The sequence below is a fragment of the Streptomyces sp. 2A115 genome (assembly GCF_052245575.1).
Classification (GTDB): domain Bacteria; phylum Actinomycetota; class Actinomycetes; order Streptomycetales; family Streptomycetaceae; genus Streptomyces.
The window spans coordinates 156832-173153 of sequence record NZ_JBQQCG010000009.1; the positions used below are offsets into that span (position 1 = coordinate 156832).

14 protein-coding genes are annotated in these 16322 nt (G+C 68.0%); all 14 read left to right on the forward strand.

Annotated features, from left to right (window positions below; genetic code table 11):
• Positions 1–165 precede the first annotated feature (165 nt).
• From ACTWQR_RS11240 to nuoN, 14 genes are read left to right on the forward strand one after another with little or no spacing between them, the layout of a single operon-like run.
• Positions 166–525 carry an NADH-quinone oxidoreductase subunit A gene (locus tag ACTWQR_RS11240; protein WP_033319564.1) on the forward strand — a complete coding sequence of 120 codons (360 nt, stop codon included), beginning with the start codon at positions 166–168 and terminating at the stop codon, positions 523–525.
• A gap of 49 nt (positions 526–574) precedes the next feature.
• Positions 575–1129, forward strand: coding sequence for a NuoB/complex I 20 kDa subunit family protein (locus ACTWQR_RS11245; protein ID WP_018528252.1), 555 nt, complete (start codon positions 575–577; stop codon positions 1127–1129).
• On the forward strand, positions 1126–1866 hold the full coding sequence (locus tag ACTWQR_RS11250) for an NADH-quinone oxidoreductase subunit C (protein ID WP_443226825.1): 741 nt from the start codon (positions 1126–1128) through the stop codon (positions 1864–1866). Before ACTWQR_RS11245 ends, ACTWQR_RS11250 begins: the two co-directional genes overlap by 4 nt.
• Entirely contained in the window at positions 1863–3194 is a 1332-nt protein-coding gene (locus ACTWQR_RS11255; protein WP_443226826.1) for an NADH-quinone oxidoreductase subunit D, read from the forward strand. The genes ACTWQR_RS11250 and ACTWQR_RS11255 overlap by 4 nt, the downstream gene beginning before the upstream one ends.
• Entirely contained in the window at positions 3191–4072 is an 882-nt protein-coding gene (gene nuoE / locus ACTWQR_RS11260; RefSeq protein ID WP_443226827.1) for an NADH-quinone oxidoreductase subunit NuoE, read from the forward strand. The genes ACTWQR_RS11255 and nuoE overlap by 4 nt, the downstream gene beginning before the upstream one ends.
• Complete coding sequence (nuoF, locus tag ACTWQR_RS11265; protein ID WP_443226828.1) at positions 4069–5424, forward strand: NADH-quinone oxidoreductase subunit NuoF; 1356 nt, start codon at positions 4069–4071, stop codon at positions 5422–5424. Before nuoE ends, nuoF begins: the two co-directional genes overlap by 4 nt.
• Positions 5421–7925, forward strand: coding sequence for an NADH-quinone oxidoreductase subunit G (locus ACTWQR_RS11270; protein ID WP_443226829.1), 2505 nt, complete (start codon positions 5421–5423; stop codon positions 7923–7925). The genes nuoF and ACTWQR_RS11270 overlap by 4 nt, the downstream gene beginning before the upstream one ends.
• Positions 7922–9310 carry an NADH-quinone oxidoreductase subunit NuoH gene (gene nuoH, locus ACTWQR_RS11275; protein ID WP_443226830.1) on the forward strand — a complete coding sequence of 463 codons (1389 nt, stop codon included), beginning with the start codon at positions 7922–7924 and terminating at the stop codon, positions 9308–9310. Before ACTWQR_RS11270 ends, nuoH begins: the two co-directional genes overlap by 4 nt.
• The gene (gene nuoI, locus ACTWQR_RS11280; protein ID WP_443226831.1) at positions 9303–9944 is read left to right on the forward strand and encodes an NADH-quinone oxidoreductase subunit NuoI; all 642 of its coding nucleotides are present in this window, start codon (positions 9303–9305) and stop codon (positions 9942–9944) included. Before nuoH ends, nuoI begins: the two co-directional genes overlap by 8 nt.
• On the forward strand, positions 9941–10750 hold the full coding sequence (locus ACTWQR_RS11285; RefSeq protein ID WP_443226832.1) for an NADH-quinone oxidoreductase subunit J: 810 nt from the start codon (positions 9941–9943) through the stop codon (positions 10748–10750). Before nuoI ends, ACTWQR_RS11285 begins: the two co-directional genes overlap by 4 nt.
• Positions 10747–11046 (forward strand): NADH-quinone oxidoreductase subunit NuoK, encoded by a 300-nt coding sequence (gene nuoK, locus ACTWQR_RS11290; RefSeq protein ID WP_009310327.1) that lies wholly within the window; start codon positions 10747–10749, stop codon positions 11044–11046. Before ACTWQR_RS11285 ends, nuoK begins: the two co-directional genes overlap by 4 nt.
• Positions 11047–11060: 14 nt before the next feature.
• Positions 11061–13034: an NADH-quinone oxidoreductase subunit L gene (nuoL, locus tag ACTWQR_RS11295; protein WP_443226833.1), complete on the forward strand. Its 1974-nt coding sequence runs from the start codon at positions 11061–11063 to the stop codon at positions 13032–13034.
• Positions 13035–13039: 5 nt separating this feature from the next.
• Positions 13040–14635, forward strand: a complete 1596-nt coding sequence (locus ACTWQR_RS11300; protein ID WP_443226834.1) for an NADH-quinone oxidoreductase subunit M — start codon at positions 13040–13042, stop codon at positions 14633–14635.
• Positions 14632–16281, forward strand: coding sequence for an NADH-quinone oxidoreductase subunit NuoN (gene nuoN, locus ACTWQR_RS11305; RefSeq protein WP_443226835.1), 1650 nt, complete (start codon positions 14632–14634; stop codon positions 16279–16281). The genes ACTWQR_RS11300 and nuoN overlap by 4 nt, the downstream gene beginning before the upstream one ends.
• Positions 16282–16322: the final 41 nt, after the last annotated feature.

The window sequence follows — 16322 nt, forward strand, 5'->3', positions numbered from 1 at the left end:
ATAGGATGCGGGGCAGTTGGGCTTGTGACCTGCTTCACATGTACACGATCTTCGTGGAGCCGCACGGAGCTCGTGGGCCTCATGAGGTTCATGGGGTTCGTGAGGCAGGAGCGCCGCCCGATGTAACCGCCAGCAGTCAATGCCGACTGAGAGGAGCGAGGAGCGGTGAACGCGTATGCGCCCATCCTCGTACTGGGAGCCCTCGGGGCAGGCTTTGCGATCTTCTCCGTGGTCATGGCCACGCTTATCGGTCCAAAGCGATACAACCGGGCCAAGCTCGAGGCTTACGAGTGCGGTATCGAGCCGACCCCCACGCCGGCCGGCGGCGGGCGGTTCCCCATCAAGTACTACCTGACGGCGATGCTCTTCATCATTTTCGATATCGAGATCGTCTTCCTCTATCCCTGGGCCGTCACCTTCGACGCGCTCGGGGTTTTCGGGCTCGTGGAGATGCTGCTCTTCGTGCTCACCGTCTTCGTCGCGTACGCGTACGTATGGCGGCGCGGCGGCCTGGAATGGGACTGAACCCCCTATGGGACTGAACCCCGTCTAGGGGACAGAGGAGCCACTGAGCATGGGACTCGAAGAAAAGCTGCCGAGCGGTTTCCTGCTGACCACCGTCGAGCAGGCCGCGGGGTGGGTGCGCAAGTCGTCCGTCTTTCCCGCCACCTTCGGCCTCGCGTGCTGCGCCATCGAGATGATGACGACGGGCGCGGGCCGCTACGACCTGGCGCGCTTCGGCATGGAGGTCTTCCGCGGCTCGCCGCGCCAGGCCGACCTGATGATCGTCGCAGGGCGTGTCAGCCAGAAGATGGCACCGGTCCTGAGGCAGGTCTACGACCAGATGCCGAACCCCAAGTGGGTGATCTCCATGGGGGTTTGCGCCTCGTCGGGCGGCATGTTCAACAACTACGCGATCGTGCAGGGCGTCGATCACATCGTCCCTGTCGATATCTATCTGCCCGGCTGTCCGCCGCGGCCCGAGATGCTGATGGACGCGATTCTCAAGCTCCACCAGAAGATCCAGTCCTCGAAGCTCGGCGTGAACGCCGAGGAGGCGGCCCGCGAGGCGGAGGAAGCGGCGCTCAAGGCGCTTCCCACCATCGAGATGAAGGGCCTGCTGCGGTGAGCGACGCGAACGGCAACGGCGTCAACCCCGAGAAGGACCTCGGCGCCGACAACCTCCCGGGCCAGCGCGGCGAGGGCGGCGAGGAGATCCGCGTCCAGCGCGGCATGTTCGGCGCCAACAACGGCGGGGACACCTCCGGCTACGGCGGCCTCGTCCGCTCGGTCCGGCTACCGGGCCCGGCCACCCGCCCGTACGGCGGTTGGTTCGACGAGGTGGCCGACGAGCTGGAGGGCGCCCTGGAGGAACAGGGACTCGTCCCCGAGAACGCGATCGAGAAGACGGTCGTCGACCGCGACGAGCTCACCTTCCACGTCGAGCGCGAGCACCTGCTCCGCGTCGCCCAGACCCTGCGCGACGACCCGGCCCTGCGCTTCGAGCTCTGCACGGGCGTCAGCGGAGTCCACTACCCGCAGGACAAGGGGCGCGAGCTGCACGCCGTCTACCACCTGCGCTCGCTCACCCACAATCGGCTGATCCGCCTCGAAGTCAGCGCCCCCGACGCCGACCCGCACATCCCGTCCCTCGTCTCCGTCTATCCGACGAACGACTGGCACGAGCGCGAGACGTACGACTTCTTCGGCATCGTCTTCGACGGCCACCCGGCGCTGACGCGGATCATGATGCCGGACGACTGGCAGGGCTTTCCGCAGCGCAAGGACTATCCCCTCGGCGGCATCCCCGTCGAGTACAAGGGCGCCCAGATCCCGGCTCCGGACCAGCGGAGGTCGTACTCATGAGCACGTCGCACGCATCAGCCGCTTCCGCCCGCGAGACGACCGAGGGGACCGTGTACACGGTCACCGGCGGCGACTGGGACGAGGTCGTCCAGACCGCGGCCAGGGCCGACGACGAGCGCATCGTCGTCAACATGGGCCCGCAGCACCCGTCCACGCACGGCGTGCTCCGGCTCATCCTGGAGATCGACGGTGAGACGGTCACCGAGGCCCGCTGCGGCATCGGCTACCTCCACACCGGCATCGAGAAGAACCTCGAGTTCCGTACGTGGACACAGGGCACGACCTTCGTGACGCGCATGGACTACCTGACGTCCTTCTACAACGAGACCGCGTACTGCCTCGCCGTCGAGAAGCTCCTCGGCATCGAGGACGAGATCCCGGACCGCGCGACCCTCGTCCGCGTGCTCCTGATGGAGCTGAACCGGCTCTCCTCGCACCTGGTGTGCATCGCCACCGGCGGCATGGAGCTCGGCGCCACCACGATCATGATCTACGGCTTCCGCGATCGTGAACTCATTCTCGACCTCTACGAGCTGATCACCGGCCTGCGCATGAACCATGCGTTCATCCGGCCCGGCGGCCTCGCCCAGGACCTGCCCCCGGGCGCGGTGGACCAGATCCGCGAGTTCGTGAAGAAGATGAAGAAGAACCTTCCCGAGTACGACAAGCTCGCCACCGGGAACCCCATCTTCAAGGGCCGCATGCAGGACATCGGCTATCTCGACCTGGCCGGCTGCATGGCCCTCGGCGCCACCGGCCCGATCCTCCGCTCGGCCGGCCTGCCGCACGACCTGCGCAAGGCCCAGCCGTACTGCGGCTACGAGACGTTCGACTTCGACGTCCCGACCACCGACACCTGCGACGCGTACGGGCGCTTCCTGATCCGCCTGGAGGAGATGCGCCAGTCGCTGCGGATCGTCGAGCAGTGCCTGGACCGGCTGCAGCCCGGTCCGGTCATGGTCTCCGACAAGAAGATCGCCTGGCCCGCGCAACTCGCGCTTGGCCCGGACGGGCTGGGCAACTCGCTCGACCACATCAAGAAGATCATGGGCACCTCCATGGAGGCCCTGATCCACCACTTCAAGCTGGTGACCGAGGGCTTCCGGGTCCCGCCCGGCCAGGCGTACGCCGCTGTCGAGTCGCCCAAGGGCGAGCTCGGGGTGCACGTCGTGTCCGACGGAGGCACCCGCCCCTACCGGGTCCACTACCGCGACCCGTCCTTCACCAATCTGCAGGCCATGGCGGCGATGTGCGAGGGCGGCCAGGTCGCCGACGTCATCGTCGCCGTCGCGTCCATCGACCCCGTGATGGGAGGCGTCGACCGGTGACCACCACTCCTTCCGAGCAGGGCGTACAGGGGGCACAAGGCATCAGCCTGGGCATGCCCCAACTGCCCGCGCCCGACTACCCGGACGACGTTCGAGCCCGGCTCGAGGCGGACGCGCGCGAGGTCATCGCCCGCTATCCGGACTCCCGCTCCGCCCTCCTTCCGTTGCTGCATCTGGTGCAGGCGGAGGAGGGCCATGTGACGCGCACGGGGCAGCGGTTCTGCGCGGAGATGCTCGACCTCACCACAGCCGAGGTCACCGCCGTCGCCACCTTCTACTCCATGTACCGGCGCAAGCCGAGCGGTGACTACCAGGTGGGCGTCTGCACCAACACCCTGTGCGCGGTCATGGGCGGCGACGCCATCTTCTCCGCCCTCCAGGAGCACCTGGGCGTCGGCAACGGCGAGACCACCGACGACGGCAAGGTCACGCTGGAGCACATCGAGTGCAACGCGGCCTGCGACTTCGCACCGGTCGTGATGGTCAACTGGGAGTTCTTCGACAACCAGACCGTGGCGAGCGCGAAGAGCCTCGTCGACGACCTGCGCGCGGGAACACAGGTCGAGCCGACGCGCGGCGCCCCCTTGTGCACGTTCAAGGACACCGCCCGCATCCTGGCGGGCTTCCCCGACGAGCGCGCCGGCGCGGTCGAGGCGGGCGGCAGCGCGGGACCCGCCTCACTGGTCGGCCTCCGGCTGGCCAAGGGCGAGAAGGCCCCCGCACGCGTGGTCCACCCGCGCACCGGTGCCGCACCCCAGGGCGAGCCGCCGCACGAGCCGTCACCGACCGAACACCTCAGTTCGCACGACGCGCCGCAGGACACGTCGGCCTCCGACCCCGCCCACCCGGCCGGGCCCGTCGCCGAGGAGGGTGAGTGATGACCTTGGCAGCCGAGATCAACAACGACACCAGCCCCGAGAAGCTGCTCGCACCGGTGCTGTCGGCCTTCTGGGACGAGGAGAAGTCCTGGACGCTGGACGTCTACCGGAGGCACGACGGGTACGAGGGACTGCGCAAGGCGCTCGCCATGACGCCGGACGACCTCATCGCGTATGTGAAGGACGCCGGTCTGCGCGGCCGCGGCGGCGCGGGATTCCCTACGGGAATGAAGTGGCAGTTCATTCCCCAGGGTGATGGAAAGCCTCACTATCTAGTTGTCAACGCCGACGAATCAGAGCCGGGCACTTGTAAGGACATCCCGCTCCTCTTCGCGAACCCGCACAGCCTCATTGAGGGCATTGTCATCGCCTGTTATGCGATCCGGTCCTCGCATGCCTTCATTTATCTGCGCGGTGAAGTGGTCCCCGTGCTGCGGCGGTTGCACGAGGCCGTGCGCGAGGCCTACGCGGCGGGCTACCTCGGCGAGAACATCCTGGGCAGCGGACTCAATCTCCAGCTCACGGTGCACGCGGGCGCGGGCGCGTACATCTGTGGCGAGGAGACCGCACTGCTCGACTCGCTCGAAGGCCGTCGTGGGCAGCCGCGACTTCGTCCCCCTTTCCCTGCCGTCGCGGGCCTCTATGCCTGCCCAACTGTTGTGAACAACGTCGAGTCGATCGCGTCGGTTCCCGCGATTCTCCACAAAGGCAAAGAATGGTTTCGCTCGATGGGCAGCGAGAAGTCCCCGGGCTTCACGCTCTACTCGCTCAGCGGCCATGTCGCCAACCCCGGTCAGTACGAGGCACCGCTCGGCATCACGCTCCGTCAGCTGCTCGACATGAGCGGCGGGATCCGGCCGGGCCACCGGCTGAAGTTCTGGACGCCGGGCGGCTCTTCGACCCCGATGTTCACCGACGAGCACCTCGACGTCCCGCTCGACTACGAGGGTGTGGCCGCCGCAGGCTCGATGCTCGGCACCAAGGCGCTGCAGTGCTTCGACGAGACGACCTGCGTGGTCCGGGCGGTCACGCGATGGACCGAGTTCTACGCCCATGAGTCCTGCGGCAAGTGCACGCCCTGCCGCGAAGGGACGTACTGGCTCGTGCAGTTGCTGCGCGACATCGAGGCCGGCAAGGGCGTCATGTCCGACCTCGACAAGCTGAACGACATCGCCGACAACATCAACGGCAAGTCCTTCTGCGCCCTCGGCGACGGCGCCGCCTCGCCGATCTTCTCCTCCCTCAAGTACTTCCGCGCGGAGTACGAGGAGCACATCAGGGGCCGGGGCTGCCCCTTCGACCCGGCGAAGTCGACCGTCTGGGCGGACAAGCACACGGAGGTGAACGCATGACAGTGACCACAAGCGCTCCCTCCGGGGGCGGGGAGGCGGCGATTCCGCCGGAAAATCTCGTCTCGCTGACCATCGACGGAGCGGAGATCAGCGTGCCCAAGGGCACCTTGGTCATCCGCGCCGCCGAACAGCTCGGCATCGAGATCCCCCGCTTCTGCGACCACCCGCTCCTCGACCCGGCCGGCGCCTGCCGCCAGTGCATCGTCGAGGTCGAGGGCCAGCGCAAGCCCATGGCGTCCTGCACGATCACCTGTACGGACGGGATGGTCGTCAAGACCCACCTCACCTCGCCCGTCGCGGAGAAGGCCCAGAAGGGTGTGATGGAGCTGCTGCTCATCAACCACCCGCTGGACTGCCCGGTATGCGACAAGGGCGGCGAGTGCCCCCTGCAGAACCAGGCCATGTCGCACGGCCACGCGGAGTCCCGCTTCGAGGGCAAGAAGCGGACGTACGAGAAGCCGGTCCCGATCTCCACACAGGTGCTGCTCGACCGCGAGCGCTGTGTGCTGTGCGCCCGGTGCACCCGCTTCTCGAACCAGATCGCGGGCGACCCGATGATCGAGATGGTCGAGCGGGGCGCGCTCCAGCAGATCGGCACCGGTGAGGGCGACCCCTTCGAGTCGTACTTCTCCGGGAACACCATCCAGGTCTGCCCGGTGGGGGCGCTGACGTCGGCGGCGTACCGCTTCCGCTCGCGCCCCTTCGACCTCGTCTCGTCCCCTTCGGTGTGCGAGCACTGCTCCGGCGGCTGCGCCACCCGCACCGACCACCGGCGCGGCAAGGTCATGCGCCGCCTCGCGGCGAACGACCCCGAGGTCAACGAGGAGTGGATGTGCGACAAGGGGCGGTTCGGTTTCCGGTACGCGCAGCAGCGTGACCGACTGGAGACGCCTCTCGTACGCAACTCTGAGGGAGAACTCGAGCCCGCCTCCTGGCCGGAGGCTCTGGAAGCCGCCGCTCAGGGGCTCTTGGCGGCGCGCTCCAGGGCCGGCGTCCTGACCGGCGGCCGTCTCACCGTCGAAGACGCCTACGCGTACAGCAAGTTCGCGCGCGTGGCCCTCGACACGAACGACATCGACTTCCGCGCGCGCGTGCACAGCGGCGAGGAGGCCGACTTCCTGGCCGCCCAGGTCGCCGGACGCGGCCGGGACCTCGACGGTACGGGCGTCACGTACACCTCTCTGGAGAAGGCACCCGCCGTCCTGCTCGTCGGATTCGAGTCCGAGGAGGAGGCACCCGGCGTCTTCCTGAGGCTGCGCAAGGCCTGGCGCGGACATGGACAGATGACGTTCTCCCTGGCCACGTACGCGACACGCGGCCTGGAGAAGGCCGGCGGCACGCTGCTGCCCGCCGCGCCGGGCACCGAGACCGAGTGGCTGGACGCGCTCGCCTCCGGGGTCGGCCTGGAGGGTGACGGGGCGAAGGCCTCCGATGCGCTGCGTGCCGAGGGCGCGGTGATCGTCGTCGGTGAGCGGCTGGCCTCCGTGGCGGGCGGGCTCACCGCCGCCGTACGGGCCTCGTCCGCGACCGGTGCCCAGCTGGTGTGGATTCCGCGCCGGGCCGGGGAGCGCGGCGCCGTCGAGGCGGGGGCACTGCCCTCGCTGCTGCCCGGCGGGCGCCCGGCCACCGACCCGCGCGCGCGGGTCGAGATCGCCGCCGCCTGGGGGGTCGCCGAACTCCCGCACCGCTACGGCCGTGACACCGGACAGATCGTCGAGGCCGCCGCCACGGGCGAGCTGTCCGCGCTCGTCGTCGCGGGCGTCGAGGTCGCGGACCTTCCCGACCCGGCACGCGCGCGTGAGGCACTGTCCGAAGTGGGCTTCCTGGTGTCGCTGGAACTGCGTCCCGGTGAGGTCACCGAGCACGCGGACGTCGTACTGCCCGTCGCGGCGGTCGCCGAGAAGGCGGGCACCTTCCTCAATTGGGAAGGCAGGGCACGTCTCTTCGAGGCCGCGCTCAAGCCCGATCAGATGACACGCCGCCTGGCGCCCACCGACGGGCGTGTCCTGCAGATGCTCGCCGACGCCATGGACGTACACCTCGGTCTTCCCGACCTGCGCACCGCGCGTGTGGAGCTCGACCGGCTCGGCGCCTGGGACGGGCCGCGGGCCACCGAGCCGCTGGAAACCGCCGCCCAACTGCCGCGACCCGCGGCCGGGGAGGCCGTGCTTGCCGGGCACCGGCTGCTGCTCGACCAGGGCCGCCTCCAGGAGGGCGACGAGGCACTCGCCGGGACACGGCACGCCGCACGCGCGCGCGTGTCGCCCGCCACGGCCGCCGAGGCGGGCGTCAAGGACGGCGACGCACTGGCCGTGACCGGACCCTCCGGAGTGGTCGAACTCCCGCTGCAGATCACGGAGATGCCCGACCGCGTGGTCTGGCTCCCGCTGAACTCCGCCGGGGGAGGCGTCGCCTCGGACACGGGCGCGCTGCCCGGCGCACTCGTCCGCATCGGCCCGGCGACGCTCGCCACCGAGGCCCTCAAGGAGGTGGAGGCATGACCCCGCACCTCGCGGTCACCCCGTACCTCGCGGCTGAAGACCTCTCCATGTTCGGCCGCGACCCCTGGTGGCTGGTCGTCATCAAGGCGGTCTTCTGCTTCGCCTTCCTGATGATCACCGTGCTCTTCTCCATCGTGTGGGAGCGCAAGGTCGTCGCCTGGATGCAGCTGCGCATCGGCCCCAACCGGCACGGCCCCTGGGGCATGCTCCAGTCGCTCGCCGACGGCATCAAACTGATGCTCAAGGAAGACCTCGTCGTCAAACGCGCGGACAAGGTGGTCTACGTCCTCGCGCCCATCGTCGCCGCGATCCCGGCCTTCATGGCGATCGCCGTGATCCCCTTCGGGCCGGCCGGCAACGAGGTCTCGATCTTCGGCCAGCGCACCACGATGCAACTCACCGACCTGCCGATCGCGATGCTCTACATCCTCGCGGTCGCCTCGGTCGGCATCTACGGGATCGTGCTCGCGGGCTGGTCCTCCGGGTCCACGTATCCGCTGCTCGGAGGTCTGCGCTCCTGCGCGCAGATGATCTCGTACGAGATCGCCATGGGCGCCGCCTTCGCGTCGGTGTTCCTCTACTCCGGGTCGATGTCGACCTCGGAGATCGTCGCCCAGCAACAGGACCGCTGGTACATCATCCTGCTGCCCGTCTCGTTCCTGATCTACATCGTGACGATGGTCGGCGAGACCAACCGTGCCCCGTTCGACATGCCGGAGTCCGAGGGCGACCTGGTCGGCGGCTTCAACACCGAGTACTCGTCGATCAAGTTCGCGCTGTTCATGCTCGCCGAGTACGTGAACATGGTGACGGTCTCGGCGGTCTCCGTGACGCTCTTCCTGGGCGGCTGGCGGGCTCCATGGCCGGTCAGCACCTTCTGGGAGGGTGCGAACCACGGCTGGTGGCCGATGCTCTGGTTCGTCATCAAGGTGCAGCTGTTGCTGTTCTTCTTCATCTGGCTGCGCGGCACGCTCCCGCGTGTCCGCTACGACCAGCTGATGAAGCTCGGCTGGAAGGTCCTCATCCCGGTCTCCGTGGTGTGGCTGATGCTCGTCGCGACCGTACGGACGCTCAGGAACGAGAACTACGACTTCGCCGACATCGCCCTGTACGTGGGCGGCGCCGTCCTTGTCCTGCTCCTGCTCTCCTTCCTCGCCGATATGTTCCGTGACCGGAAGGCCGCTCAGGAGGTGCCGCCCGAGCCCCCCGTCTTCGACCCGATGGCGGGCGGATTCCCCGTACCGCCACTGCCGGGACAGGAGCTTCCGCCGGTGCCGCGGCGACGTCCGCGCCGGGAGCGGGAGTTGATTGTCAGTGGCGGGGTCGATACTGCCAGTGACGGAACCGATGGACCTCGTGACGGAAAGGAGGCGTCCGATGGCTGATGAGCCGAAGGAGACCAAACCCGGTTTCCAGAATCCCGTCGCAGGCTTCGGCGTGACCTTCAAGGCCATGTTCAAGAAGCGGCTGACCGAGCAGTATCCGGAGCAGCAGAAGACCACCGCCCCGCGGTTCCACGGCCGGCACCAGCTCAACCGCCATCCGGACGGCCTGGAGAAGTGCATCGGCTGCGAGCTGTGTGCCTGGGCCTGTCCCGCTGACGCCATCTACGTGGAGGGCGCGGACAACACCGAGGAGGAGCGCTACTCCCCGGGCGAGCGGTACGGCCGCGTCTACCAGATCAACTACGCCCGCTGCATTCTGTGCGGCCTGTGCATCGAGGCGTGCCCCACGCGCGCGCTGACGATGACCAACGAGTTCGAGCTGGCCGACAGCAGCCGCGCCAACCTCATCTACACCAAGGAGCAGCTGCTCGCCGGCCTCGATGAGGGCATGGTCGACAGCCCGCATTCGATCTTCCCCGGGACGGACGAGCAGGACTACTACCGCGGGCTGGTGACGGAGGCGGCGCCGGGTACGGAACGTCAGGTCGCCCTCTCCAAGGGCGAGGTCCCGCAAGAGGCCGCCTCGACCTTCGGAGAGGACGAGCCGGCGTCGGAGAAGGTGATCGGCCGATGATGGATCTCGCCGCCTACTCCACGTCCACGGGAGAGGCCTTCCAGTTCTGGGTGCTCGGCACTGTCGCCGTGATCGGCGCCCTGTGCACCGTCTTCATGAAGAGGGCCGTGCACAGTGCGCTCTGCCTCGCCGGAACCATGATCATTCTGGCGGTGTTCTACCTCGCCAACGGCGCCTACTTCCTGGGCATCGTGCAGGTTGTCGTCTACACCGGCGCGATCATGATGCTGTTCCTCTTCGTGGTCATGCTCGTCGGTGTCACCGCGGCGGACTCCCTGAAGGAGACCATCAAGGGCCAGCGCTGGCTGGCCCTCGTGTGCGGCCTCGGCTTCGGCATCCTGCTGTGCGCGGGCATCGGCAACGCGTCGCTGAACGAGTTCAACGGCCTGGCCCAGGCCAACGCCGGTGGCAACGTGGAGGGTCTCGCGGCCCTCATCTTCACGAAGTACGTCTTCGCCTTCGAAATCACGGGCGCCCTGCTCATCACGGCAGCCGTCGGCGCCATGGTGCTCACCCACCGCGAGCGCACCGAGCGTGCCAAGACCCAGCGCGAGCTGTCGGAGGAGCGCGTACGGGAAGGCAAGCAGCTGCCTCCGATGCCCGCGCCCGGTGTCTACGCCCGGCACAACGCGGTGGACATCGCGGGTCTCCTCCCTGACGGGACCGCATCGGAGCTCACCGTCATCAAGACGCTGCGGGACCGCGGCCAGATCCGCGACGTGTCGACCGACGCGATCAACGATCTGAAAGCCCTGGAGCAGCGCTCCGAGGATCGGCTCGGCCGGGAAGAGGAGGCCACGAAGTGAACCCCGTCAACTACCTCTACCTCGCCGCCCTGTTGTTCACGATCGGCGCCACCGGCGTCCTGATCAGGCGGAACGCGATCGTGGTGTTCATGTGCGTCGAGCTCATGCTCAACGCCTGCAACCTCGCGCTCGTCGCCTTCTCCCGGATGCACGGCAATCTCGACGGCCAGATCATCGCCTTCTTCACGATGGTCGTCGCCGCCGCGGAGGTCGTGGTCGGGCTCGCGATCATCGTGTCGCTGTTCCGTTCCCGCCACTCGGCCTCGGTCGACGACGCCAGCCTGATGAAGCTGTAAGGGGTCGCTGAATCGTGGAGAACCTGATTGCGCTGCTCGTAGCGGCGCCTCTGCTCGGAGCGGCCGTACTGTTGTGCGGCGGCCGGCGGCTGGACGCCGTCGGCCATCTGATCGGCACGGCCCTCGCGTCCGTCTCCTTCGTGATCGGCGCGATCCTCTTCGCCGACATGCTGGGGAAGGACGAGGAGCACCGGGCCATCGCCCAGCACCTGTTCAGCTGGATCCCCGTCGAGGGCTTCCAGGCTGACGTCGCCTTCCAGCTCGACCAGCTGTCGATGACGTTCGTGCTGCTGATCACCGGCGTCGGCTCGCTGATCCACCTGTACTCGATCGGGTACATGGAGCACGACGAGCGGCGCCGCCGCTTCTTCGGCTATCTGAACCTGTTCCTCGCGGCGATGCTGCTGCTCGTCCTCGCCGACAACTATCTGCTGCTGTACGTCGGCTGGGAGGGCGTCGGCCTCGCCTCGTACCTCCTGATCGGCTTCTGGCAGCACAAGCCCAGCGCCGCCACCGCCGCGAAGAAGGCCTTCCTGGTCAACCGCGTCGGTGACATGGGGCTTTCGATCGCGATCATGCTGATGTTCACCACGTTCGGGACCTTCGCCTTCGGGCCGGTCCTGGAGTCCACCGGGGACACCAGCGAGGGCAAGCTCACCGCCATCGGCCTGATGCTGCTGCTCGCCGCCTGCGGAAAGTCCGCCCAGGTGCCGCTGCAGTCCTGGCTCGGGGACGCGATGGAGGGCCCGACCCCGGTCTCGGCCCTCATCCACGCCGCGACCATGGTGACCGCGGGCGTGTACTTGATCGTCCGCTCCGGGGAGATCTTCAACGCCGCGCCGGACGCACAGCTCGCGACCACCGTGGTCGGAGCGGTCACGCTCCTCTTCGGTGCGATCGTCGGTTGTGCCAAGGACGACATCAAGAAGGCGCTCGCCGGATCGACCATGTCGCAGATCGGCTACATGATCCTCGCGGCGGGCCTCGGCCCCATCGGCTACGTCTTCGCGATCATGCACCTGGTGACGCACGGCTTCTTCAAGGCCGGGCTCTTCCTCGGCGCCGGTTCGGTCATGCACGGCATGAACGACGAGGTGGACATGAGGAAGTACGGCGGCCTGAGGAAGTACATGCCGGTCACTTTCGTGACGTTCGGTCTCGGCTACCTCGCGATCATCGGCTTCCCCGGTCTGTCCGGCTTCTTCTCCAAGGACAAGATCATCGAGGCGGCCTTCGCCAAGGGCGGCACCGAGGGCTGGATCCTTGGCAGCGTTGCCCTGCTGGGCGCGGCCATCACCGCGTACTACATGACGCGCGTGATGCTGATGACCTTCTTCGGAGAGGAGCGCTGGCGCCACGCGCCGACACCGTCTCCGGCCGAGCCGAGCGTGGAGCCCGCCGCCGAGCACCGTGGCGAGGCTGCGTCTGATCATGTCGCTGCCGCGACGGGCGAGCCGCACCCGCACGAGTCCCCGAAGTCCATGACGATCCCGATGATCGTGCTCGCCTTCGGTTCGGTCTTCGCGGGCGCCTTCTTCGGCATCGGCGACCGCTTCCTGCACTGGCTGGAGCCCGTCACCGAGCATGCGCACGGGAATCCGCCGATCAGCGCGACGACGGTCACGCTCTCCACCATGGTGGTGCTCGTCATCGGCGCCGGGCTCGCGTACGCCCAGTACGGGCGCCGTCCTGTCCCGGTCGTCGCCCCGCGCGGCTCGCTGCTCACCAGGGCCGCCCGGCGCGACCTCCTCCAGGACGACTTCAACCACGTAGTTCTCGTACGGGGCGGAGAGCACCTCACGCGCTCCCTGGTGTACGTCGACCACTCCCTGGTCGACGGGGTCGTCAACGGCTCGGCTGCCTCGATGGGCGGCCTCTCCGGACGGCTCCGCAAGCTGCAGAACGGCTACGCGCGGTCGTACGCGGTCTCGATGTTCGGCGGTGCGGCGGTCCTCATCGCCGCGACCCTGCTGATGAGGGCGGTCTGATACCGATGTCCTTTCCTCTGCTGACAGCGACGGCGGCGCTCCCGGCCCTCGGGGCGATCGCCACGGCCGCCGTGCCGGCCGCGCGCCGCACCGCCGCCAAGTGGCTGGCGCTGCTCGTCTCGCTCGCCACACTCGTCCTCGCCGTGGTCGTCCTGCTCCGCTTCGACCCCGACGGCGACCGCTACCAGCTCACCGAATCGCACGCCTGGATCGCGGACTTCGGCGTGCGGTACGAGCTGGGTGTGGACGGCATCGGGGTGGCGCTGGTCGCGCTGACCGCGCTGCTGATCCCGTTCGTGATCCTCGCGGGCTGGCACGACGCAGATCCCCTGGAGACCGAAGCAGCCAAGAGCAGCTTCGCCGCGGGCAGCCGCTGGCGCCCGACTCAGGGCTTCTTCGCTCTGATCCTTGCCGTAGAGGCGATGGTGATCCTCTCCTTCGAGGCCACCGACGTCTTCCTCTTCTACATCTTCTTCGAAGCCATGCTGATCCCGATGTACTTCCTCATCGGCGGCTTCGGAGACCGCGCCCACGCGGGCACGGACGAGAACGCGGCGGCCCAACGCTCGTACGCCGCCGTGAAATTCCTCCTCTACAACCTGGTCGGCGGCCTGATCATGCTGGCCGCGGTAATCGGCCTCTACGTAGTGGCCGGAAACTTCTCGCTCCAGGAGATCGCCGAGGCCCGCGCCAACGGCACGCTGGACATGGCGACCAACACCGAGCGGTGGCTCTTCCTGGGCTTCTTCTTCGCCTTCGCGGTGAAGGCGCCCCTATGGCCGCTGCACACCTGGCTGCCCAACGCCATGGGGGAGGCCACCGCCCCGGTCGCCGTACTGATCACGGCGGTGGTCGACAAGGTCGGCACCTTCGCGATGCTCCGCTTCTGCCTCCAGCTCTTCCCGGAGGCCTCGAAGTGGGCGACCCCGGTCATCCTCGTACTCGCCTTGATCAGCATCATCTACGGGGCGCTGCTCGCGGTCGGCCAGCGGGACATCAAGCGCCTGGTGGCGTACGCGTCGATCTCGCACTTCGGGTTCATCATCATGGGCATCTTCGCGATGACCAGCCAGGGCCAGTCGGGCGCGACGCTCTACATGATCAACCACGGGATCTCGACCGCCGCACTGATGCTGGTGGCGGGCTTCCTGATCTCGCGGCGCGGCTCGCGTCTGATCGCCGACTACGGAGGGGTGCAGAAAGTAGCCCCGGTGCTCGCCGGCACCTTCCTGGTGGGCAGCCTGGCGACGCTGTCCCTTCCGGGGCTCGCGCCGTTCGTGAGTGAGTTCCTGGTCCTGGTCGGCACGTTCACGCGCTATCCCGCGATCGGGATCATCGCGACCTTCGGTATCGTCCTCGCCGCGCTCTACACGCTCGTCCTCTACCAGCGGACGATGACGGGCCCGGTGAAGCCAGAGGTCTCCGCCATGCCCGACCTCCGGGTGCGGGAGCTCGTAGTCGTCACCCCGCTGATCGCCCTGCTGATCGTCCTGGGTGTCTACCCGAAGCCGATCACCGACATCCTCGATCCGGCGGTCAAGCAGACCATGTCCGACGTCCAGAAGAAGGACCCCCAGCCCGAGGTGGAGGCGGCCAAGTGAGCGCAGCAGCCGTCCACAGCCTGTGGACAATGGCGGCCGAGCCGATCGACAAGATCGACGCGCCGAAGATCGAATACGGGCAGTTGTCGCCCACCCTGATCGTCATCGGTGCGGCGATCGTCGGGATCCTCGTCGAGGCATTCGTGCCCCGCAAGTCCCGCTACTACGTCCAGGTGTTCGTGTCCGTCGTCGCCCTCGCCGCCGCCTTCGCCGCGGTCGTCGGGCTCGCGGCGGGCGGATACGGCACGACGAAGGCCGGTATCGCGGCGATGGGCGCCATCGCGGTCGACGGGCCCGCTCTGTTCCTGCAGGGCACGATCCTGCTGGCCGGCATCCTCGGCGTGTTCACGTTCGCCGAACGGCGTCTCGACCCGGTGGCGCACGGAAATCGTGTCGACTCGTTCGCCGCGCAGGCCGCGTCCGTGCCGGGCAGCGACAGTGAGAAGGCCGCGGTCAAGGCCGGGTTCACCACGACCGAGGTGTTCCCGCTGCTGCTCTTCGCGATCGGCGGCATGCTGATCTTCCCGGCGGCCAACGACCTGTTGACGCTGTTCATCGCCCTGGAAGTCCTCTCGCTGCCGCTCTATCTCCTCTGCGCCCTGGCCCGCCGCAAGCGGATCATGTCGCAGGAGGCCGCGGTCAAGTACTTCCTGCTCGGCGCCTTCGCCTCCGCGTTCACGCTCTTCGGCATCGCCCTGCTGTACGGCTACGCCGGCTCGGTGTCGTACGCGACGATCGCGCAGGTCGTCGACGGGACGATCGAGACGGTGAACCCGGCACTCGCGGGCACCATGGGCAACGACGCGCTGCTGCTCATCGGCGCCGCAATGGTCGTGATGGGCCTGCTGTTCAAGGTCGGCGCGGTGCCGTTCCACATGTGGACCCCGGATGTGTACCAGGGGGCGCCGACTCCGGTGACCGGCTTCATGGCCGCCGCGACCAAGGTGGCCGCCTTCGGCGCGCTGCTGCGTCTGCTGTACGTCGTGCTGCCGGGCCTGCGCTGGGACTGGCGGCCGGTGATGATGGCCGTCGCGATCGTCACCATGCTGGGCGGCGCGATCGTCGCGATCACCCAGACCGACATCAAGCGGCTGCTGGCCTACTCGTCGATCGCGCACGCGGGCTTCATCCTCGCCGGTGTCATCGCGACGACGCCGGACGGTGTCTCGTCCGTGCTCTTCTACCTGGGCGCGTACTCCTTCGTCACCATCGGTGCCTTCGCGGTCGTGACCCTGGTGCGGGACGCGGGTGGCGAGGCCACGCATCTGTCCAAGTGGGCCGGACTGGGAAGGCGTTCGCCACTGGTGGCGGCCGTGTTCGCGGTCTTCCTGCTGGCCTTCGCCGGCATCCCGCTGACCTCCGGCTTCGCCGGGAAGTTCGCGGTGTTCAAGGCTGCGGCCGAGGGGGGTGCCGGGGCACTGGTCGTGGTCGGTGTGATCTCGTCGGCCATCGCGGCGTTCTTCTACATCCGCGTGATCGTGCTCATGTTCTTCAGCGAGCCGCGCCCGGAGGGGCCGACGGTGGCCGTGCCCTCACCGCTCACGATGACGGCGATCGCGATGGGAGTGGCGGTCACGCTCGTGCTCGGTGTGGCGCCGCAGTACTTCCTGGACCTGGCGGGGCAGGCGGGGGTCTTCGTCCGCTGACCTCCACTGAGGCAAAAGCAATGGCCCGGGCTTCCCTGTCG